Origin of the sequence: Paraburkholderia sp. BL6665CI2N2 (assembly GCF_004366535.1) — a bacterium.
Taxonomy (GTDB): domain Bacteria; phylum Pseudomonadota; class Gammaproteobacteria; order Burkholderiales; family Burkholderiaceae; genus Paraburkholderia.
The window spans coordinates 1,189,423-1,210,335 of record NZ_SORC01000001.1 but is presented as its reverse complement, the minus strand read 5'-3'; the positions used below and the strand labels follow the sequence as shown (position 1 = coordinate 1,210,335).

The window sequence follows — 20,913 nt, the reverse complement described above, 5'->3', positions numbered from 1 at the left end:
CGACGACTTAGCCGTCATTGCGTCAAAGTGCCTGGCACGTTTCGGTGTTCGAAGTAGCGTTCCGCTATAGATCATCCTTACGCCGAGGCGACGCGCCGCAACCCCTTCGAAAGCGAGATCCGCGCCCGGAACGCACTCGTTTCAGCCTGCTATGGCGGACGGCGAAGTCCCTCATACCATCGGATGCTCCAGCAATACCTTCGCCGGATGGCGCGCACCTGGAAGCCGGTCTTGAATAGAGGTGTTCGTTGAACGCGTCTCCAACACGATGCCCTATGACAGTGTCCGCTTGACGTGGGGGCAGCCTCCGTCTCGAGAGCTGCTCAAGCCGTTTTCCCGGCACGTGGGGACTCCGGACAACTGACCTGAACAACGACTTCGAGAGTTTGCCCCGGCAATGCCGCGTTTTGGCATTTGCCTCAATGAACGGAGATTGGCAATGAAAATCCTGTTGGTTTTGACTTCGCACAATGTGCTTGGAGACACCGGCAAGCCGACCGGCTTCTGGCTGGAAGAGTTCACAGCTCCCTACTATGCGTTCACAGACGCCGGTGCGGAAGTCACCGTGACTTCGCCCAAGGGGGGACATCCACCGATCGATCCCAGAAGTGACGATCCGGACAATCAGACCGACTCGATGCTACGGTTCAAGAAAGACCCTGGGACGCAGAAAGTGTTGGCCAGCAGCGTCAAGCTCGCTGACGTCAAGGCGGCCGACTACGACACGATCTTCTATGCCGGCGGTCATGGCCCGATGTGGGACCTGACCAATGACAAACACTCGATCGCCTTGATCGAGGATTTCTACAACGCGGGCAAGCCGGTCGCCGCCGTCTGTCATGGCCCTTGTGTTCTGCTGAAAGCCACTTATGAGGGACAACCCATCGTCAAGGGCAAGCGCGTCACCTGCTTTACCAACGACGAGGAAGAAGCCGTAGGACTGACCAAAGTCATGCCCTTCCTCGTCGAGGATGAACTCAAACGCCTGGGCGGCCATTTTGAAAAGGTGGCGAATTGGGACGTACTGACTATTGTCGATGGGCGCCTGATCACCGGCCAGAACCCAGCCTCGTCCGGCCCGACTGCCGTGGAGTTGCTCAAGGTTCTGCAGGCCTAGTTTCAATCCGGCGGGGGCCCCTGAAGTCGGCGAGCTTGTGGGACCGCTTTCTCGAGGGACAGGGGCGGAACGCTTCGATCACGCGGAGGATGAGATGCCGAGAACATACGACAGCATTTCGCTCGAGGACGCAAAGCGGATGGTGTCCGCCGCAGAGGCAAAGGCCGCGAGTCTCAGGGTCGCGTACAGCATCGCTGTGGTTGACGCCGGCGCCCACCTGGTCGCTTTCTTGCGTCAAGATGGCGCGATTATCGGCAGCATCGACCTTGCCATCAACAAGGCAGTGACAGCGAGAATCTTGGAGAAAACCACCGCTGATCTGGCCAGGTTTGCGCAATCAGGGATGCCACTGTTCGGGATCCAGGAAAGCATCGCGGGTGAAGTTGTCATTTTTGGCGGCGGCATTCCCGTCGTCTTCGACGGACACGTTATCGGCGCCGTGGGAACCAGCGCAGGAACCATCGAGCAGGACATTGCAGTTGCGCAGGCCGCGCTAGCTGCGCTCGATGCTTGAACGAGATCGTCCAACGCAATGCTGCCGGGTAGCGAACGTCCTGAATCAGGAGCGGAAAGCGCGAAGAAATCCTCGCGCGGACTTCGCCCAAAGCATCCTTACTATCGGTGATAGGAGCCCCAAAATGACAGCGGCGACGAACCCTGTTGCAATCAAAGTTGCCCGGCAGTCCCCAGCGTATTGGCGTGTGACGATCGATAACCCGCCGATCAACGTCATGGGCCCTCCCATGATCGCCGAGTTCCACGAGCTCATCGGCGCCCTCGAAGCCGACGAGCAGGTCAGGGTCGTAGTCTTCGACAGCGCGGTGGACGGCTACTTTTTGAATCACTCAGATTTCCTGGCCAGGTTCCAGGACCTGGCCGCCATGCCGCCGGGCCCCACAGGCTTGCCGCAATGGCCGGACTGCCTCGTTCGCCTGACACGCGTCCCCGTTGTCTCCATCGCCCTCATTCGCGGGCGCGCGACGGGGAACGGCAGTGAACTGACGCTCGCCTGCGATATGAGTTTCGCCAGCCGAGAAAGAACGATCCTCTCGCAATGGGAGGTGGGCGTGGGGCTGGTCGCCGGAGGCGGTCCGATGGCCCGGTTGCCGCGGCTCATCGGCCGCAATCGCGCGATGGAGGTGCTGTTGAGCTCGGAAGACATCAGTGGCGACCAGGCCGAAGCCTATGGCTACGTCAACCGGGCGCTCCCCGATACCGACCTCGACGCCTTCGTGGACGCGCTCGCGACCCGGATCGCAGGCTTCGACAAGTTGGCAATCGCCAACACCAAGCGCCTCGTCAACACCAGCCTGCCACCGGATGTCGAAATCGCCGCCGGGTGGGACGCCTGCATGGCATCGCTAGGGCGACCCGCCGCGCAGGAAAGCATCAAGGCGCTGCTCGCACGCGGTTTCCACAAGCCTGGCGATGTTGAAGATCGGCTCGGATACTATCTTGGCCAACTCGCATGAAGCTGTCCGTCGCCTGGCACGGAGCGACAGGGTAAAAACCGGCTTCATCGACAACTCACCCATGTGTCGAAGCCAATCGAGGCCACACCGCTCGTTGAGGATTGTCGCGAGGGAAATCTCAGATGGACAACGAGTCAGTAACATCGGGCAGCGCGTTAGTCCGCGAAGCAGTGGACGAGGCGCAGCGCGCGCGGGAGGGAGAACTGGCCGAAGATCCGACTGTGCGCGACCATCCGCGTTTCCAGCAGATGTTTCCAGTCCTGACTCAAGCCGAGGTCGACAGGCTGCGGCGCTTTGCCAGCCGTTGCCGCTACGCTGCGGGCGAACTGCTTTATCGCGCCGGAACCATCAGCCCGGGTGTGTTCGTCCTGCTTTCAGGCAAGGTTCGCATCGTCGGACGCGACGGCTTGGGCCGCGAACGCGTCGTTCGGACTCAGACAGGGTACGGCGAGTTCACCTCCGATGTCGCGCAGCTCTCGCGCAAGCCCGCCCTGCTCGACGCGCACGTCGTAGAGGATGTCGAAGCGCTGTTGCTGCGGCCGGACGGACTCACCGCGATGATGATGAGCGAAGCCGACCTCGGCGAAAAAATCATGCGTGCGTTGATCCTGCGGCGCGCCTTGATCATCGAGCGCGGGCAGGGCGTCGTTCTCGTCGGACCGCCCGGTAACGCGCGGCTCGTCGCCTTGCAGGATTTTCTTCACCGCAATGGCTGTCCGCAAACGACGATCGATGCGCAGAGCGATGCGGAAGCTGTCGCGCTACTTGACCGGCTGACGACGCAGCCCGACGATTTCCCGCTGGTCCTGTGCCCCAACGGCACGATGCTGAGAAACCCCGACGAGGGTCAGCTGGCTTCATGTCTAGGACTCGTTCCCGAGTTCGATTCAACTCACGTCTACGATGTGGCGATTATCGGCGCCGGACCGGCGGGCCTCGCGACGGCGGTCTATGCCGCATCCGAAGGGCTGTCGGTGGCCGCATTCGACGGCCGGGCGCCAGGCGGCCAGGCCGGTACGAGTTCGCGCATCGAAAATTACCTGGGGTTTCCCACCGGGATCACCGGACATGCGCTGGCGAGCCGCGCGTTCGCTCAGGCGCAAAAGTTCGGCGCGCATCTCGGTATTCCCTGTGAAGTCAAAATGCTGTACTGCGATCGGCACCCGTTCATCGTGGAGCTTGCCGACGCGCGGCGCATCTCCGCGCGTACCGTCGTGATCGCGAGCGGCGCGGAGTACCGGCGCCTCGGTGTCGAAGGACTGGCGCGTCTCGAATCCCATGGCGTCTATTCCTGGGCCTCGCCGATCGAGGCGAGGCTTTGCCGCAAAGAATCGGTGCTGCTCGTGGGCGGTGGCAACTCCGCGGGACAGGCTGTGGTGTTTTTGGCGTCGCACGCGGAACACGTCCACCTGTTTATCCGCGGCTCGAGCCTCGAAAAGAGCATGTCGCACTATCTGATCGAGCGTGTTACCGGGCTGGAGAACGTGACGGTTCATACGCGTACCGAACTAACCGCACTCGAAGGTGACGCACGTCTGGAGCGCGTGCATTTCCGCGGCGCCGGCGGTATCGAGGGGACGATGACGGCGCACCATCTGTTCGTGTTCGTGGGCGCCGAACCGAATTCAACCTGGTTGAAGACATGTGGCGTGTCGTTGGACAGCAAAGGATTCGTCTTGACGGGCACCGACCTTCCCGAAGCGGGCCTTGCAGCGTCACCTTTGCGGACAAGCATCGAGGGTGTGTTCGCGATCGGCGACGTTCGCTCCGGCTCGATCAAGCGTGTCGCGGCCGCAGTGGGTGAAGGTGCGGCTGTGGTACATCAGATTCATAGTTACCTTGCCGCGTCGGGCAGCTGAGGCACGCGAATTCACTTGCTCGGACAGCGCCACACGACAAGCCTCCAGTTGACGTCCGCAATGTCGGTCTGTGCTTCTCGGTCGCAGCGCAGCATATCGGGTTCAAACGAGGCGTAGTCAGGGACATCATGATGACCGCGGCCGGGGAATATCGTGTCCGGTTGACCGGGTACTCGCAGTGCAATGCCGTCGGGAGGTGGAGATGAAAGCATTGGTGTTTCATGGTCCGGGCCGGAAGGCCCTCGAAGACAAGCCGGAACCGACAATCGCGAAGCCCACGGATGCGATTGTGCGTATCACGAAGACGACGATCTGTGGCACGGACCTGCACATTCTGAAAGGAGACGTCCCGAAGGTGCGGCCCGGCACGACGCTGGGTCATGAGGGCGTCGGTGTCGTCGAAGCGGTCGGCAACGCCGTGTCCAACTTCATGATCGGCGACCTCGTACTGATCTCATGTATCAGTTCTTGCGGAAAATGTGAATTCTGCCGACGGCAGATGTATTCCCATTGCACCACAGGGGGGTGGCTTCTTGGGCACCTCATTGACGGTACGCAGGCCGAGAAGGTCCTCATCCCGCATGCCGACTCAAGCCTTTATCACACGCCCGCCGGCGCCGACGAGGAGGCTCTCGTGATGCTCAGCGATATCCTGCCGACGGGCTTCGAATGCGGGATACTCAATGGCAAGCTCAAACCGGGTCAGAGCGTTGCCATCGTGGGCGCGGGGCCGGTCGGTCTCGCCGCACTGATGACGGCTCAGTTCTTCGCGCCGGCGCAGATTATCGTCGTCGATGTCGACGACAACCGGCTGGAGGTCGCGAAGCAGTTCGGTGCCACACACCTCGTCAACAGCGGCGCAGGCAATGCCGTCGAACAGGTGATGGCGCTGACCGTCAACCGCGGTGTGGATGTGTCGATAGAGGCAGTCGGTATTCCTGCGACATTTGCCATTTGCGAGTCCATCATCGGCGCAGGCGGGACGATCGCGAATATAGGCGTTCATGGCACAAAGGTGGATCTGCATCTGGAGCGGCTCTGGTCACACAACATCACATTGACAACCGGCCTTGTGGATACGTACACCACCCCTATGCTGCTTTCAACTGTGGAGTCGAAACGTCTTGAACCGAAGAAGCTGGTCACGCACCGCTTCACGCTCGACCGGATCATGGATGCTTACGCCACGTTTTCCGATGCGAGGAATTCACGGGCCTTGAAAGTTGTCATCTCGAACGAAGCCCGGTAGATGAAAAACCTGCCAGGACCAAGCGCTCTGGCGACGCTGTCGGCAGAACTGGAGCACCCTGACTCGTGCCATCAAATCAGACCATATGACCGCTTCCGTTGGTTGAAGCGCGCGCGAATAGCGAGCTTGAAAAGCGGCGAACGGATTTCCGTCGCCGCAAACAGGAGCACATTTGGTCGATGAATCAGCCGGGAGGCACGCCTTCGAGGATCAGAAGCGGGTGCGCACGCCTGTCGTCAGTTCAAGCTGGTTGGTCGCGCCAAACGTGCTGCCGACCGTATAGCCGCCATGAAGCCTCATGTAGTCGCCGGCCAGATACAGTTCGGTACGCTTGGACAGGTGATAGAAGACCGACCCGTACAGCGTTTCCTTGAAGCCGTTGTGAAGGCCCGATGCCGGATCGAAAGCGCCAATGTTCGCGTTCGGAATGTCGCCATCGCCGTTGTACGCGGCGTTCTTCACGCGCATCTGCTGATAGCCGAGCTGGTAGTCGAGCGGGCCCTTCGGCGACAGCTTGAGCGACACGGTCCACGCGTTATCCTGACGCTGACCGAGCGAGCCCTGATTGCCGAGGTAGCGGAAATAACCCGCATTGGCGCGCAGAATGCCGAAGTTAAAGTTGCCGCCCACCGACCATGTCTGGTTGGTAAAGCCAACGCGATTTACGTGATTATAAAAACCCGACACGTCGAACGCGCCGCCGTTATAACCGAGCGCCGCCTGGTAATTGGAGTTGGAGCTGAAACTCGTTGAGTTGCCGAATGCGTAACCGGCGCTCGCGAAGATCCCATTGCTGAAGAGCTTCTTCCAGGCGACACCGTTGTTGTAACGCGTGCCCGTCGCGCTGGCCGCATAGAAAATCATCTGCTTGAAATTATTCGAGTTGGTCCAGCTACCCTCTTCCGTGGTCAGCCGCGCGTTGCCATAGGGGTCACCATAGATCGCCGCCGAATCGCGCGCGATGGTGTTCTGGAAGCCCGCCGTGATCTTGCCGAACGTGTCGTTCTCGATACCGACCCATGCATCGCGGTCGAAGATCTGACCCGGATCTTCCATCTGGCCGTTGGCGACGACGAATTCGCTCTCGAGCCGGAAAATGATCTTCGAACCGCCACCGATGTCCTCGGCGCCCTTCAGGCCCCAGCGACTCCCGCTGAACCACGGTTCACCGTCGTTGCCCATGCCGATGGTGTGATTGCCGTTGGCGTCCGCGTGCGTTCTGTAGGTCGGAAAGCTCAGGTCCATCAGTCCATAAAGCTGGACACTCGACTGCGCGTGCGCGGCTGTCGCTCCAAGTGCGCTGGCCGCGATGGCCAACGTAAGATACTTTTTCTTCAAGATCGTCTCCTCCGACTGCTGCATTGAAAATCTGATTGTTCTGCTCTCGACTGCTGCGGTCCGTCTGTCGGATGTCCCATCCGGCATGCGACTGAACGCAATCCTACTTACCTCAATCCTTCACGCTCCTTTCCCGTATTGCTCGAACAACTCAGTGCATTCACTGATATACGGGCAGCGCTCCGGTCCATTAATCGGAATACCGCCGACGGAGCGCGCAAGCGGCGCATCTAGATGAGCATCCGCATGTCGAGGACGGTGTGCTCGCGACGTCGCGACGCGAGAGGCGTCTCGTTGTGAATAAACTCCCGCCCAACGGAGATGTATTGTGGGTCGCCACAGGCGGGACTCGAAGACATACCACCGGATTGCCGGCGGATCAGCGCCTTGATATGCGCGACCAGTTCGCGTGCGTCGAACGGCTTGACAACATAGTCGTCGGCACTGGCGCTGAAACAGTTAGCCTTGTCCACGGCGGAACAGAGGCGAGCAATTTATTGTTCTGCAGAAGCCCGGCGGTCCAGCGAGCCGCGTCATATGAGGTGAGGCCTAACGCGCTGAGCGCGCGAGCGACCTATTTCGCACTGACAAACTCGTTGGTGTAGGTTTTGTCCAGTTCAACATGCTTGCCTTTGACCGACGGATTGAACGCCGAGAGCACCTTGAGCACGGTCGCCGGGCCATCAGCCGGCATCTTGCCGTCGGCGGTATACATCGGCAGGGACGCCTTCAGGGCGCTCACGTACAGCGGCTTGTCTTTCTGATAGTCGCTGGGCATCTTCGCCGCGATTTCCTCGGCGCTATGCGTGTGAATGAACTGCATCGTGCGAACAAATGCATGAGCGAGCTTCGTGGCCTCGGTCTTGTGCGAATCAGCCCATGCTGCCTGCACGTAGAGACTCGACGCGGGATACGTACCGCCCAGCGCCGCCTTCGTCCCCTCGACCGAGCGCATATCGACGAGCACCTTTGCCTCGCCCGATTTGAGCAATGCGGATATCGTGGGCTCCGTCGTCATGCCAGCGTCGATACGGTTCTGTTTGATTGCCGCGATGAAACTGGCGTCGGCACCCACCGGCAGCATCGTGTATTCGGTCGACTGGATCCCGTGCTGTCCGGCGAGGTATTGCGTCAGAAAACTGGTCGACGAACCGAGGCCCGTCACGCCCAGCGTCTTGCTCTTGACGTCGGCCATGGACTTGATCGTGTCGGCCGCCTTGGTCGATACCATTTCGACCTCGCCCGGCACCTGGCCGAACACGACGATCGCCTTGACGTCCTTGCCCTTGGTCTGCAGATCGATCGTGTGGTCGTAGAACCCCACAACAGCCTGGACGGCCCCGGCTAGCAGTTCGTTCTCCGCGTCGACACCAGCAGGCTGCGACAGCAGTTCAACGTCGAGCCCCTCGTCCTTGAAGTAGCCGAGTTGCTCGGTCAGTCGCGCCGGCAGATAGATCAGCTTGGTAATGCCGCCGACCATGATTGTGATCTTCCCGCTATCGGCGGCCGTCGCTGGTTGTGAGGCAAGACCAAACAGCAGGCAGCAGGCGCCAGCAATGTGGCGAAACGCCGTAGTTTTCGGTTGCATCGATAGTCTCCGTTATTGTCGGCCGCGAAGTGCTGCCTGTCTGCATCGATGGCGCAAGTATGGAAGCACGAATCCTTCTCTCCGCTTTCACGGCACCGCCTGTCGACTCGGGGATTTCCATGACATGACCGTCGCCGGATGCGAAGGCCCGGCGCAGTTCCGCCCTGCGTCGATTGCCTCTTACCTCATCCTGGAGTGCCTGCTGATCGTGAAAAAACCGGCCGAAAACGCACACTGGGCCGGCCCGGCGGTTACATCGACGATGTCGCGCAGGACCGTCAAAATCTGCAGCGCAAAAATTGCGGCCGGCATGTCACCATCACCGCTGTGGAAGCTTCAGTTTCATTACGGGTATAGCGTCCACGTAATGCAGACCATAAATAAGTTTTACTTTCCGATTCTTCGTCGCGCCGCCATTGTGTGAGCCAGACGCCGAGTCTATGGCCACAATCCTTGCGCTGCGAGGCGGCATCTGTGGGAGACGTGGCGGTCTCTTCAAACGATCATCTTCTTAAGCTTTCCTTAAGAATTGTTCAATGATCGTACTTGTTCAGAAGTGGATATAAGTTCAGTGCTCTAGCCGATCTGCGGACCGGCGCTCGAGCCAATAAACGGAAAGGAGACAAATCGATGGGAACGCGCATAACGACTTTGGTTTTGCTAGCTGCGGCCGCACTGGCCGGCTGCGGAGGTGGCGATAACGTCAGCGCCCCGACGCCGCCAAAGCTATTGACGAACGTCGCCGTACCCAACGCTTCGAGCCCACCATTCAGTTTCGATATCGGTTACGTGGAGGCCGGCAAGTACTTTCTTGCCGACCGCAATAACAAAGCGGTCGACGTCGTGGACACTAAATCGAACACGCTGGTCGCACAGATTCCGGGGCCGTTCATCGGTGCCGGCGCCACAACAAATGAGTCCGGTCCCGACGGAATTGTAGGGATCACCGGCACGAACACGATCTACGTCGGCGACGTCGACTCGGTTAAGGTGATCGATACGGCGGCGCAAAAGACGGTCAACACGATCGCCATCAGTAATTCCGGATCGCGCGTCGATGAGGGCTGCTACGATCCCGACGATCATCTCGTGATGTATGCGAGCCCCGGAGACTCGCCCCCGTTCGTCACGTTCATTTCCACGCTGACACAAAAGGCGGTGGTAAAACTGCCTTTTAACGGTTCGTCGGGGCTCGAAGCGTGCACATACGACCCTGTCTCGAAGAGCTTTTTGATCAACAACGACGGGACCTCTGCCAATCCCGAAGGCCAACTCGATGTCATCACCGGCAGTTCCGCAGCGGCGGGCAGTCCTTCTGTCAGCAAATCGTTTCCACTAGGGAAATGCGGACCGGCGGGAATCGTGCTTGGCCCGAATAACGACGTGCTCATAGGATGCGATCCGCCGGCCGGCGACCCGCTCATCACGCTGATCCTCGATCGTGCGAGTGGCGCAATCCAGGCCAGCCTGCCGTTTGGCGGGGTGGATCAGGTCAATTACGATCCGACTTCCAACCGCTATTTCCTGCCGGCCCGGCACTACGTCACGAGCGGTATCGCTGCGGCTTCCGGATTTAGTCCGCAGATGGGCGTAATCGATGGCGCTTCACGGCAATTGCTCTTTAAAGTTCCGGTAGGCACCGGGGCGCATTCTGTCGCCATCGACAGCGCGCTTGGGCAAGTGTACGTGCCGTTCCAGCCTGGCGCCGCAGGATTTCCCAACGGGGGCATCTCAGTGTTCTCGACCCGCTAGACTTTCGGATGCGCTTCAAATCAGGCGACGCGTCATGCGGCATTCAGCCATTGCAGAACGCGTCGCCAGTCCTGCGGCGTCATGGCACCGAACCAGCTGTCGTGATCGGCGCTCGGCAACAGCATGAGCCGCGCGTGATCGTGTTCGCTCGCGAAACGCCGTGCATGTGCGACCGGAATCACGTCGTCCCGCTGCGCGCCGACAATGACAAGCGGACCGCCGTAGCGCGATACGGCGGCGACCGAATCAAAACCATCGTGCAGCAGCCATCGCACCGGGAAAATCGGATACTTCTCGGTGGCCACATCGGCCAGCGAATCCCACGGCGTGATGAGCAGGACGCCCGCAATCGCCGATTCGTTGCCCTTGACCACTTGCGATGCCATGCCCGCGCCCAGAGATTCGCCCACCAGATAGACCGGCCCGCGCCATTGTGAGAGCACGGCCGATAAGGCCTCGCGCGAAGCAACGGTCGCCGCTTTCATGGTGCGCTCACCTCCCCGCCTGCCGTGCCCCGGATACTCGACAATCACGACCCGATACCCGGCGCGCACGAATACTTCGGCGAGCGGCAGCTTGGTCTCCGCCGACTCTTCGTTGCCGTGAAAAAGGATGAACGTGCCGCGGGCTTCGTGATCGGTCGGTGTGACGACATAGCCCGCGAACGAGCCTTGCGCTTTCCACGCTTCAATATGGCTAAGCTTGTTCACGACGGTGCGCAGATCGGCTGTGTCGGGCGTGGAGGGAAGCAGCAGGCGGTCCTGCATCAGATACAGCGCCAGTGCCGCCGCAAGGTAGGCGGCCATAACGAAGCATAAGGCATAGGTGAGCAGGCGCATGCTTTGGCTCGCACGGTAAGCTTATTAGTTTCGGCGCCAGTATAAAGACTATCAGCGCTTCGATGCGCCATTCGCCATGTTCGGTTTCCCGCCATTGCACTGAGGGAAATACCGTCCAGTCAAAAAATTTTGACCGATATAGCGGCTGAGGCCACAAAAGTGTCTGGCACAATCACCGGTTTTTGCGTAAACGTCATCTCGCTGTATAAAACAAATGAAAGTAAAAAACTCCCGGCGGTGGGCTTCGCGAGGCCGCAAACGGTGGATCGTCGCAGCGGCAGCACTTTTTACCGCCGCTGCCATTCGCACGATACTTCACCCGCTGCTCGGCCCGATCATGCCGGGCACCGCCTTTCTTATCGCCGCCGTGCTCGTGGAATATTATTGCGGCCTCGCGCCCGCAGTGAGCGTGATGCTCGCGGGACTCTGCCTCGCGGATTATCTGTTCGTCCCGCCATACGGACGCATCGACATCATTGATGAATCGGACATCCGTCTGCTTGTCTCGTATTCGCTCATCACGGTATTAGTCATCACGCTGGTCGAGCGACTGAAACGCGCGCAGTATCGCGCCGAACTGCTGGCGTCTGTCGCGCTCTCGCGCTATGAAATGCTGCTGCGCGGCGATAACGAACGCCTGATCGCGCGTCGTGCCACCGATGAAATGCATCGCATGCTGCATCACATCGCGCAGCACAACCGGTCGCTCATTCTCATCAAGGCGCTCGATCCGGCAACGAGCGCGCCGCCTGGCAGTTTCGTCGCGACAGCGGCAACCTCCACGGCCACCGGCATCATTGACGACGAGGCGCTTCTTACGGGCATCGCTTACGGCGCCAGGCATTCGCAAGTACATCGGGACGATCTCGCGCGCGTGAACGACCGGCTGGTGCCGGGCCATCACCGCATGCGTTTTCTATCAACTGGACACGGTTGGCGCGCAGTCGAATGTGTGTGCGAACGCTTCACTACGCCGTCAGGCGACTTTCTGATCCTCCGGGCGGAAGACTGACCATGAACACATCTCCATTTCCCACTGCTCCGGGCAACGATCACGCTGTCCTGCTCTTGCACGGCCTGTCGAGTTCTCCGGCGGAGTTGCGGTTCCTCGCGCGCGCACTAGTCGAAGAAGGGTTCGTGACTCACACGCCAGAAATTCGTGGCTACAGCGCCGGCACCGGACATGTCCCAATGGAAGAATGGATCAGCGCAGCCGTCGCGGAATTTGACGCGCTTGCATCGCGGCACCGACATGTTTCGGTATGCGGCCTCTCCATGGGCGCGACGCTGGCCGCGGCCGTCGCCCAGCAGCGCCCGACCGCGCGCGCGTTGCTGTTGTTGTCGATCACACTCAGTTACGACGGCTGGGCGATTCCCTGGTATCGATTTTTGCTCGATTACGTCTATTACACGCCACTGCGCTCGCGCTACCGTTATCGCGAGCACGAACCCTATGGGCTGCGCAACGAAGCGCTGCGCTCGAAAATTGCGCGCGTGATGCAAAGAGGCGAAATTAGCGAAGTGGGACCCGCATCCATTGGGGTGCCCGCGCTTCATGAAGCGGGCCGGCTGACGAACTCAGTGCGCAAAATGCTGAAGAGCATCAGCACCGACTGCCTCATCATTCATGCGATCGACGACGAGACGTCTAGCCCGCACAACGCGCGCTACGTCATGGCGAACGTGGGAGCGTCGTTTCTTCGCGCCATCTGGCTCGACGACTCGTACCACATGATCACATCGGACAACGAGCGTGAGGTCGTCGCGCGAGAATGCGCGCTCTTCATGCGCGAAAGCGCTGCGGCGTCGGCGTGCTGCGACAATCCGACGCCTGTCGTATCACGGGCGCTCGCGCGGCGCCTGAGACAACTGGCCGCCGTGGCGAGGAAAGCATGAGGCAGGACATTACAACTTTTGCACGCCGTTATCTGGCGCTCGCAGCGGTCACAGCATGCTGCACGATCGGCGTCGCGCACGCCGATGAACCGCAGGCGGACAGCGATTGGAAAATTTCGGTCGGGCCCGGCATGTACGTGTTCCCGAAGTTCCCTGGCTCCTCAAAGCTTCAAGTGCTTCCATTCCCCGTGCAGGACATTTCATGGAAGGAGCGGTTTTTCTCGCAGGGTCCCGATGTGCTCGGCGTCAACGTACTGCATGGAGAGAACTATCACCTCGGTATGTCGGTGAGTTTCGACTTCCAGTCGAGATCGTCGTCCGACGATGCGCGGCTCAAAGGCCTGCCCGATGTGCACTATGGACCGAAGCTGCGGCTCTTCGGCGATTACACGTGGTGGGCGTTCACCGGCGCGCTGGCGGCCTATCAGGACATCGCCGGAACCGGACAGGGTCTGACGGCGATGGCCGATCTGTTCGTATCGGCGCCGATCGGCAACTGGCTCTTTTCGATGGGTCCGGGCCTCACCTGGGCCAACGCGACCTATACGCAGACCTTGTTCGGCATCACGCCGCAGGAAAGTGCGGCGTCGGGATTGCCACACTACGATACCGGTTCCGGCTTGCGTGATATTCACTTCAACGTGAATGCGACTTACAAAATCAATCCGCACTGGTCGGCGAACGTTGCCGTAGTCGCGGGACGCCTCGAGCGTTACGCCGCAGGCAGTCCGATCACCGAGCGTCGGCTCGACCTCAACGGGATGGCGTCGGTCCTTTACCGCTTCTAGTTGCGAAAGTCTTTCGCGCGCGGGAATGGACCGCCGGCGTCGGAGACGGCATCGGCTGCTATGCCGACAAACTTCCAGCCGTTGGCAACATCGCCAGGTAATCAGCTCCGCTTTCTGCAGGCGCTTGATTCTCCCACGGCGGAATAAACGCAAAGTCGGTCGATTATTGTGTCGCGCGCACGAATTGACAACGCGCAGCGGTCCATCGACACTGAGCGACTCTCTTCACCGCTGCGACCTCTGGAATGAACTTCGAGATATCCGACTTGCGCGCCTTTGTCGCCACAGCCGACCTCGGCAGTTTTCGCGCTGCTGCCGACTCGCTGCACCTTTCAGCGTCGGCGCTCTCGCGTCGCATCGAGAAACTGGAGGACGCACTCGGCGTCAGGCTTTTCGAGCGAACCACGCGCAAGATGGATCTGACCATCGTGGGTCGCGGGTTTCTGGATCGGGCATATCGAATCCTCAACGAAATCGACAACTCGATGCTCGAGTTCGACGATTTCGCGCGCAAGATGACCGGCGAGCTCACCATTGCGTGCGTGCCCTCGGCCGTGCGCTATTTCCTTCCTGAAGCCATTGCTCTCTATCACGAGCGTTATCCCGGCATCCGCCTGCGCTTGATCGACGAGCCGTCGTCGATGGTATTTCTTGCTGTGGCGCGCGGCGAAGCGGACTTCGGTCTTACTTATGTCGGCACACAGGAGCCGGACATCGAGTTCACGCCGCTCCTCGACGACCCTTTCGTCCTCGCCTGTCCGCGCGCCCATCCGCTCGCCAGGCGCAAATCGGTCGCCTGGGCGGAACTCGCCAACCTCGACTATCTGGCGGTTGCACAAGGCAGCGGCAATCGCGCGGTCATTGACGAGGCGCTGGCCGGCGTCGTCGACAGGCCGAAATGGTTCTGTGAAGTGCGCCATGTACCGGCGCTCGTGAGCCTGGTGGAAGCCGGACTCGGCGTGGGTGTCGTGCCTCGCCTCGCCATGCCTCGCGGCCCTCACAAAGCACTCACGAGCGTCGCGCTCGTCGATCCGCCTATCCGGCGCACGCTGGGCGTACTCCAGCGTCGCGGGCGCGGCTTGTCTTCTGCCGGACGCTTCTTCCTTCAGTTGTTGACGGAGCTTCGCGCATCCGACGCGCTGCCCGCAGACGCCGGCGCTTAAGCAATGGTATGCGCTGAAGCGCTGCAATCGCTTCGGGCGGCCACGTTGCCGTTGCGCCAGTTGCAGCCCGATTCGTGCATTCGACGCACCAATCGAACGAAAATATGCGTTTGTCACGCGGGTGACGCCTGACCGATCATGTGTGAAACGCAAGCGCTGTGCTGTCGCAGTCGCTTGACCCGCACAGTTTTTAGATCGAAGGAGACGACCCGTTCCATGACTCAATCCACCACCGCTCCGGGCATGGTCAGCAAGGCGCAATTGACCGAGCTGACAATCGAAGCACTCTGCGCGCTCGGCCTGAATCGCGCCGACGCCACCGACACCGCCACCATCCTCGTACTCGCCGACCTGTTCGGTTTGCGCACGCACGGCACCAGCCGAATCGAATCGTACGGCTCTCGCCTGCGCATCGGCGGAATCAATCCCAAACCGTCGATCAGCTCCGAACAAGTCGGCCCGGCGCTTCATCGTCTCGACGGCGACAACGGTATCGGCCCGCTCGTCGGCTTTCGCGCACTCGATCTGGCGATGACGGCCGCGCGCGAGCAGGGCATCGCGTGCGTGTTCGTGCGAGGCAGCAATCACTTCGGCCCGGTGTCGCCGTATTCGTACCTCGCCGCCATGAACGGGTTCGCGAGCATCATCGGCAGCAACGCAACGACGACGATCGCACCGTGGGGCGGCACCGACGCGCGCCTGGGCAACAGTCCTGTCGGCTTCGGCGTCCCGAACCCGGAAGGCCATCCGTTTATTCTGGATATGGCGATCAGCGTCGCAGCGCGCGCAAAGATTCGCAACGCGCTCAAGCGCGGCGAACCGATTCCCGGCGACTGGGCGACCGACGCCCAAGGTAAGCCGACCACCGACCCGAAAGCCGCGCTCGATGGCTTCCTGCTCCCGATCGGCGGCCACAAGGGCTATGGCCTCGCACTGGTCGTCGATCTGTTCGCAGGAATGCTTTCCGGAGCGGCCTATCTGACGCATGTGAAGTCGTGGGAGGACGATCCCGAACAGCCGCAAAATCTCGGCCACTTCTTTATCCTGATCGATACGACCAGGCTTGGCAGCGGTGCGTGGCTCGCCGCGCGTATGGCCGACTACGCGGCAATTCTGCACGGCTCCAGGCCTGCCGATCCGAATGCGCCTGTGATCGTGCCCGGCCAGATCGAACTCGGTCTTCTGGAACGTCAGATGGCGGCAGGCATCGACATCGGTGCGGCGCAACTCGCCATGCTGCAAGCCGCCGCGCGGCCACACAACTGAAGCGGCGATTCGTCCGCTACGCCGCGCCCTGCGAGCTTCCAACGCGGGTTGCGGCGAGCAAGGAGACTCAACGGACCGGACAGCGCCATCGAGCGCGCGGGCCGTCTAAAACATAAAAGACTCAAGGAGGGACAGGTGACAAACATCCGTTGGCGTATCGTCTTGCTGCTGTTCATCGCAGGCTTCATCAACTATCTCGACCGGTCGGCTTTATCCGTCGCGGCGCCCGCCGTGATGCAGGAATTGCACATGTCGCCGGGCAGCCTCGGACTATTGTTCTCGACGTTTTTCATCGGCTACGCGGCCTTCAATTTCATCGGCGGCTGGGCGGCGGATCGCTGGGGCGGCAAGCGCGTGTTTTCAGGGGCAATTTTGACGTGGTCGCTATTTTGTGGCGCGACCGGCCTCGCGACCGGCTTCGGGTCGCTGCTCGCGATCCGCACTCTTTTCGGCATGGCCGAAGGCCCGCTTGCGACGACGATCAACAAGATCGTGAACAACTGGTTCCCGCATAAAGAATCGGCGACGGCATTCGGCTTCGCAAATTGTGGTCTACCGCTGGGTGGCGCGGTTGCGGGGCCGGTGGTCGGGTTGCTGACAGCGGCCTATGGCTGGCGCGTCGCGTTCGCGGGAATCGCCTGTTTCGGATTGCTTTGGCTGGTCTTCTGGCAATTCATGGCGACCGACAAGCCGCACCAGCATCCGCGCATATCCGATGAAGAACGACAGCTGATCGAATCAGATCGCAGCGTCCCGGAAGATCCTTCGGAAGTCCGGAGCCTTGGCTTCTACCTCAAGCAACCCGCCATTCTCGCGGCGATGATTTCGTACTTCGGTTACAGCTACATTCTGTTTTTCTTCCTGACCTGGTTCCCGAGCTTTCTAACTATGGATCGTCATTTGAGCCTGAAAAGCATGAGTCTGGCGACGGTGTTGCCGTGGGTATTGGGATTCGTCGGGTACGGATTGAGCGGTGTGCTGTCCGATCTGATCTTTCGCCGCACAGGCAATGCGCTGCGTGCCCGCAAGTGGGTGCTGATCGTATGCCTCGGCACCGCGGGTGTCTGCGTCGCGCTTGCCGGCGCCGTGACCACAACCGTCAGCGCGCTAGTGCTAATGGCCATTGCCGTGTTTGCTCTATATTTGAGCGGAAGTACCTACTGGGCGCTGATTCAGGACACGATTCCCGGTCCGAAACTCGGCAGAGTGGGCGGGTGCGTGCACGCTATCGCGAACTGTGCCGGCATCGTCGGTCCGACGGCAACCGGATTTCTGGTCCAGCAGAGTCATACGTTCTTCAGCGCTTTCGTCCTGGCTGGCGGCATAGCGCTCGCCAGCGTGCTCGCCGTGACGATACTGCTGCGGCCGCGATCATCGACTCGCGTCGAGGCGAGCAGTGCGCGTGTCTGCGGCTGAACGTCCGTGTCGATATACAAAACCCCCATTCCTGACTCTACTCGTCTCCATGAAAACCGATCCGTCCATCATTCGTGCATTCACACCTACCGGCAAGCTGCGGGCCTCGATCAATCTCGGCAATCCGATTCTCGCGGGCAAGGACGCGTCAGGCGAGCCGACCGGTGTTTCGGTGGATCTGGCGCGCGCGTTCGCGGCCTCGCTCGGTGTGGAACTGGAACTCGTGGTATTCGATGCAGCGGGCAAGTCCGTGCAGGCGGTCAGCGAGGAACGAGCGGACTTCGGCTTCTTCGCCGTAGATCCGCGACGAGGAGAAACCATCGCGTTCACCGAGCCGTACGTGTTGATTGAAGGCTGTTACCTCGTGCGCGATGCATCGCCAATTCGCCGTAACGAGGATGTCGATCAGCAGTCGGTGCGTGTGGCCGTTGGAGAGGGCAGCGCTTACGACCTGTTCCTGACTCGCGAGCTGAAACACGCGCAGATCGTGCGCGCACCCACGTCGCCGACGGTGGTCCGAACATTCCTCGAACAGAACCTCGAAGTCGCGGCAGGCGTGAGGCAGCAGCTCGAAGCCGACGCACGTCAAGCGCCCGGCCTGCGTCTGCTCGACGGGCGCTTCATGGTGATCCGCCAAGCGATGGGCGTGCCGAAAAGCCGTGGCGCAGCGGCAGCGCACGCATTGCATGCGTTTGTCGAGGAAGCGAAAGCATCCGGGCTCGTCGCCCAATCTCTCGCGCGGCACAAGATTGCCGGCGCGTCAGTTGCGCCCGCGGCGTAAGCGGGATCAGGCGCGCGGCGCATGCGGGAAGGCGGTTGCGGTGTTATGGGAAACAACATCGCGCCCCCAGCTTTTCACTCTCCCGCCCGTACCGGACACCATCTCACAAAGCGTACCGGTACTGTACCGGCGACTCTCGCTAGAATGCTCCAACGTCCTTTCGACCGACACCGGAGCTTGCCATGTCTTATCTCAGTCTCAGCGCGCTGCCTGCCGGCATCCTGTTCGCGCTCGTCACCACCATCACACCCGGTCCGAACAACACGATGCTGCTGGCCTCCGGGGTCAATTTCGGGTTCCGTCGCACGTTGCCGCATCTGTCCGGCATCAGCGCCGGCGTCGTGCTGTTGATGCTGTCGGTCGGGATCGGTCTGGGCGAAGCCTTCGTGCATTTCCCGGTGCTGTACACGGTGCTCGAGGTCGCGAGCGTTGCTTATCTGCTGTACCTTGCGTGGAAAATCGGCACCTCGGGCGAGTTGAAGGTGAAGAAGGGCGAGCGCCGGCCCATGAAGTTCTACGAAGCGATTGCCTTCCAATGGGTGAATCCGAAGGCATGGATGATGGTCCTCACCGCCGCCACGACGATCCATCTCAGCGAGAGCTACAGCATGAACGCCATCGCGATGGCGGTGATCTTCTACGTCATCGGCTTTCCGTGTATCTGCTTATGGGCGGGTTTCGGCACCGCCATGCGGCAGGTGCTGTCGGACCCGAAGCGGCTGCGCATCTTCAATGTGGCGATGGCGCTGCTGCTGGTGCTGTCGTTGTATCCGATCGCGCTGAAGCTGATCGGCCAGGCGGCCTGAACGCGGTCGCTATAACGTTCCCTGTCCCACTCGCTCGATGAACCGCCACAACGCATCATCCGTCGAATACGGTGCGTTGAAGCGGAACCAGGCGCTCGGGGCATCGTCGGGACGGAAGTAGGAGCCCGGCGCGAGCCAGATGCCGTGGGTGAGGGCGGCCGTCGCCACTTCGCCGGCCTGCTCCGCTTCGATCGGCAAGCGGGCCCACAAAAACAGCCCGGCGCGCGGCCGGTGAAACAGTTCCAGACCCAGCGAATCGAGCCGATCTTCAACGGTCGCGTGCGCGAGCTTGAGGCGCTCGTTGACGGCTTCCACGTGACGCGCGTAGCGCCCTTCCAGCAGCACCTTGTCGACAATCCGCTCGATCGCCTCCGACGACGTCAATCCCACCGCCATCTTCGTGCGCGCGAGTTCGCGCAGCACCGCACGCTCGGCAACCACGTAGCCGCAGCGCAACCCCGGCGTCACCGTCTTCGAAAAACCGCCGACGTACAGCACGCGCTGCAAGCCTTCCATCGCCGCGAACAAGGGTGCGCCGGACGGCGCGAGTTCGCGGCTCACGTCGTCCTCGATCACCCACATGCGCTGACGCTCGGCGATCTGCAGCAGGCGGAACGCCGCCGACATGCCGAAGGTCGCGCCGGTCGGATTCTGCAGCGTCGTGTTGACGAAGATCGCCTTCGGCTTGTGCTCGGCAACCAGCGCTTCAAGCACGTCCGTATCGACGCCCGCCGGCGTGCGCGGCACGCCATGCACGACCAGACCGGCCAGCTTGAGAATCTGCAGCAGATTGCAATAACCGGGATCTTCGACGATCACGGCGTCGCCCGCTCGCAGCAAGGTGCGCACGATCAGATCCAGCCCTTGCGTCGCGCCTTGCGTGAGCAGGATGTTGGACACTTCCACCGGCAGGCCGCGCCGATCGAGTTGCTCGGCGATCCGCTCGCGCAACGGCGCGAATCCGTATGGATGCCCGTAATCGCCCAGGCGCGCCGCCGGGACCCGGCTCATGGCACGCAGCGCGTGCTGCAAACCGGTTTCGTTGATCCACTCGTTCGGCAGCCAGCCGCCGCCCGCCTTGATCGGCACCGAATGGTCGGCGAACACGTCGGACAGAAGCCAGGTCGCGGTGAGGCTCGGCGGCTGCCAGTCCGTGGCGGCAACCCGTGCGGACTGCGAGCGCGGCGCCACGCGATAGCCAGAGCCGCGCCGCGCGACCACGAGGCCCATCGACACCAGCCGGTTGTAGGCCTCGGTGACGGTGAAGGTGCTCAGGTCGTGGCTCTGCGCCAGTTGCCGCACCGACGGCAGGAGCGCGCCCGCGCGCAGCGATTGCCCCTCGATGGCGCGCGCGAAGCCTTGCACCACCTGCTCGACGAGCGTGGGAGCGGCGCGCCGGTCGCGCTCGAGTTGTAGTTCGATCATGGTCTGGACGAAAAAGCGGGCCGCGCGGGGCGGCTGAACGTGTGAATATGTCCGAAATGCGGCGCCGGCGACGCTGCCGACCCGCCATGGAACGCATCGACACAGTTGACGCAGATCCACCAACACAGTTAGCGCCACACCGCGTCAACTGTTTATGC

The 20,913-nt window shown here is 61.2% G+C and carries 19 protein-coding genes and 1 pseudogene; 15 read left to right on the top strand and 5 right to left on the bottom strand.

The window, feature by feature from the left end; translation table 11 throughout:
- Window positions 1-439: 439 nt before the first annotated feature.
- From B0G81_RS05435 to B0G81_RS05415, 5 genes are all read left to right on the top strand, one after another.
- Complete coding sequence (locus tag B0G81_RS05435; protein ID WP_134133799.1) at window positions 440-1,117, top strand: type 1 glutamine amidotransferase domain-containing protein; 678 nt, start codon at window positions 440-442, stop codon at window positions 1,115-1,117.
- A gap of 94 nt (window positions 1,118-1,211) precedes the next feature.
- Window positions 1,212-1,631 (top strand): heme-binding protein, encoded by a 420-nt coding sequence (locus B0G81_RS05430; protein ID WP_106276933.1) that lies wholly within the window; start codon window positions 1,212-1,214, stop codon window positions 1,629-1,631.
- A gap of 124 nt (window positions 1,632-1,755) precedes the next feature.
- Window positions 1,756-2,589 (top strand): enoyl-CoA hydratase/isomerase family protein, encoded by an 834-nt coding sequence (locus B0G81_RS05425; protein WP_134133798.1) that lies wholly within the window; start codon window positions 1,756-1,758, stop codon window positions 2,587-2,589.
- Between the two features lie 122 nt (window positions 2,590-2,711).
- The gene (locus B0G81_RS05420) at window positions 2,712-4,448 is read left to right on the top strand and encodes an FAD-dependent oxidoreductase (protein ID WP_134133797.1); all 1,737 of its coding nucleotides are present in this window, start codon (window positions 2,712-2,714) and stop codon (window positions 4,446-4,448) included.
- A gap of 202 nt (window positions 4,449-4,650) precedes the next feature.
- Window positions 4,651-5,697 (top strand): zinc-dependent alcohol dehydrogenase family protein, encoded by a 1,047-nt coding sequence (locus B0G81_RS05415; protein WP_134133796.1) that lies wholly within the window; start codon window positions 4,651-4,653, stop codon window positions 5,695-5,697.
- A 210-nt stretch (window positions 5,698-5,907) separates the two neighbouring features.
- Here the strand turns inward: B0G81_RS05415 and B0G81_RS05410 are convergent, their stop codons facing one another.
- The 3 genes and pseudogenes from B0G81_RS05410 to B0G81_RS05400 all read right to left on the bottom strand — a co-directional run bounded on the left by B0G81_RS05410 (window position 5,908) and on the right by B0G81_RS05400 (window position 8,623).
- Window positions 5,908-7,059 (bottom strand): porin, encoded by a 1,152-nt coding sequence (locus B0G81_RS05410; RefSeq protein WP_208328510.1) that lies wholly within the window; start codon window positions 7,057-7,059, stop codon window positions 5,908-5,910.
- A gap of 212 nt (window positions 7,060-7,271) precedes the next feature.
- Window positions 7,272-7,505 (bottom strand): annotated as a pseudogene (locus B0G81_RS45325) (DNA-binding response regulator); the annotation flags it as partial.
- A gap of 104 nt (window positions 7,506-7,609) precedes the next feature.
- Window positions 7,610-8,623, bottom strand: coding sequence for an ABC transporter substrate-binding protein (locus B0G81_RS05400; protein ID WP_134133794.1), 1,014 nt, complete (start codon window positions 8,621-8,623; stop codon window positions 7,610-7,612).
- Window positions 8,624-8,747: 124 nt separating this feature from the next.
- Between B0G81_RS05400 and B0G81_RS05395 the strand changes: the two genes are divergently transcribed.
- Together B0G81_RS05395 and B0G81_RS05390 are read left to right on the top strand one after the other, a co-directional pair.
- Window positions 8,748-9,047, top strand: a complete 300-nt coding sequence (locus tag B0G81_RS05395; protein ID WP_134133793.1) for a hypothetical protein — start codon at window positions 8,748-8,750, stop codon at window positions 9,045-9,047.
- Window positions 9,048-9,253: 206 nt separating this feature from the next.
- Entirely contained in the window at window positions 9,254-10,375 is a 1,122-nt protein-coding gene (locus tag B0G81_RS05390; protein ID WP_134133792.1) for a hypothetical protein, read from the top strand.
- A 32-nt stretch (window positions 10,376-10,407) separates the two neighbouring features.
- Here B0G81_RS05390 and B0G81_RS05385 read toward each other — a convergent pair whose 3' ends face one another.
- Window positions 10,408-11,214 (bottom strand): alpha/beta fold hydrolase, encoded by an 807-nt coding sequence (locus B0G81_RS05385; RefSeq protein WP_134133791.1) that lies wholly within the window; start codon window positions 11,212-11,214, stop codon window positions 10,408-10,410.
- Window positions 11,215-11,428: 214 nt separating this feature from the next.
- On the opposite strand from B0G81_RS05385, the gene B0G81_RS05380 reads away from it, so the two are divergent.
- From B0G81_RS05380 to B0G81_RS05345, 8 genes are all read left to right on the top strand, one after another.
- Window positions 11,429-12,226, top strand: a complete 798-nt coding sequence (locus B0G81_RS05380; RefSeq protein ID WP_134133790.1) for a DUF4118 domain-containing protein — start codon at window positions 11,429-11,431, stop codon at window positions 12,224-12,226.
- Between the two features lie 2 nt (window positions 12,227-12,228).
- The gene (locus B0G81_RS05375) at window positions 12,229-13,110 is read left to right on the top strand and encodes an alpha/beta fold hydrolase (protein WP_134133789.1); all 882 of its coding nucleotides are present in this window, start codon (window positions 12,229-12,231) and stop codon (window positions 13,108-13,110) included.
- Window positions 13,107-13,898 carry a MipA/OmpV family protein gene (locus B0G81_RS05370; RefSeq protein ID WP_134133788.1) on the top strand — a complete coding sequence of 264 codons (792 nt, stop codon included), beginning with the start codon at window positions 13,107-13,109 and terminating at the stop codon, window positions 13,896-13,898. Before B0G81_RS05375 ends, B0G81_RS05370 begins: the two co-directional genes overlap by 4 nt.
- A 245-nt stretch (window positions 13,899-14,143) precedes the next feature.
- Entirely contained in the window at window positions 14,144-15,061 is a 918-nt protein-coding gene (locus tag B0G81_RS05365) for a LysR family transcriptional regulator (RefSeq protein ID WP_106276914.1), read from the top strand.
- Window positions 15,062-15,277: 216 nt separating this feature from the next.
- Window positions 15,278-16,327, top strand: a complete 1,050-nt coding sequence (locus B0G81_RS05360; protein WP_134133787.1) for an Ldh family oxidoreductase — start codon at window positions 15,278-15,280, stop codon at window positions 16,325-16,327.
- 135 nt (window positions 16,328-16,462) lie between these two features.
- Window positions 16,463-17,743 (top strand): MFS transporter, encoded by a 1,281-nt coding sequence (locus B0G81_RS05355; protein ID WP_106276910.1) that lies wholly within the window; start codon window positions 16,463-16,465, stop codon window positions 17,741-17,743.
- Between the two features lie 49 nt (window positions 17,744-17,792).
- Entirely contained in the window at window positions 17,793-18,524 is a 732-nt protein-coding gene (locus tag B0G81_RS05350) for an ABC transporter substrate-binding protein (RefSeq protein WP_134133786.1), read from the top strand.
- 182 nt (window positions 18,525-18,706) lie between these two features.
- The gene (locus tag B0G81_RS05345; protein WP_116123194.1) at window positions 18,707-19,330 is read left to right on the top strand and encodes a LysE family translocator; all 624 of its coding nucleotides are present in this window, start codon (window positions 18,707-18,709) and stop codon (window positions 19,328-19,330) included.
- Window positions 19,331-19,339: 9 nt separating this feature from the next.
- Here the strand turns inward: B0G81_RS05345 and B0G81_RS05340 are convergent, their stop codons facing one another.
- Window positions 19,340-20,755 carry a PLP-dependent aminotransferase family protein gene (locus B0G81_RS05340; RefSeq protein ID WP_134133785.1) on the bottom strand — a complete coding sequence of 472 codons (1,416 nt, stop codon included), beginning with the start codon at window positions 20,753-20,755 and terminating at the stop codon, window positions 19,340-19,342.
- Between the last annotated feature and the right edge of the window lie 158 nt (window positions 20,756-20,913).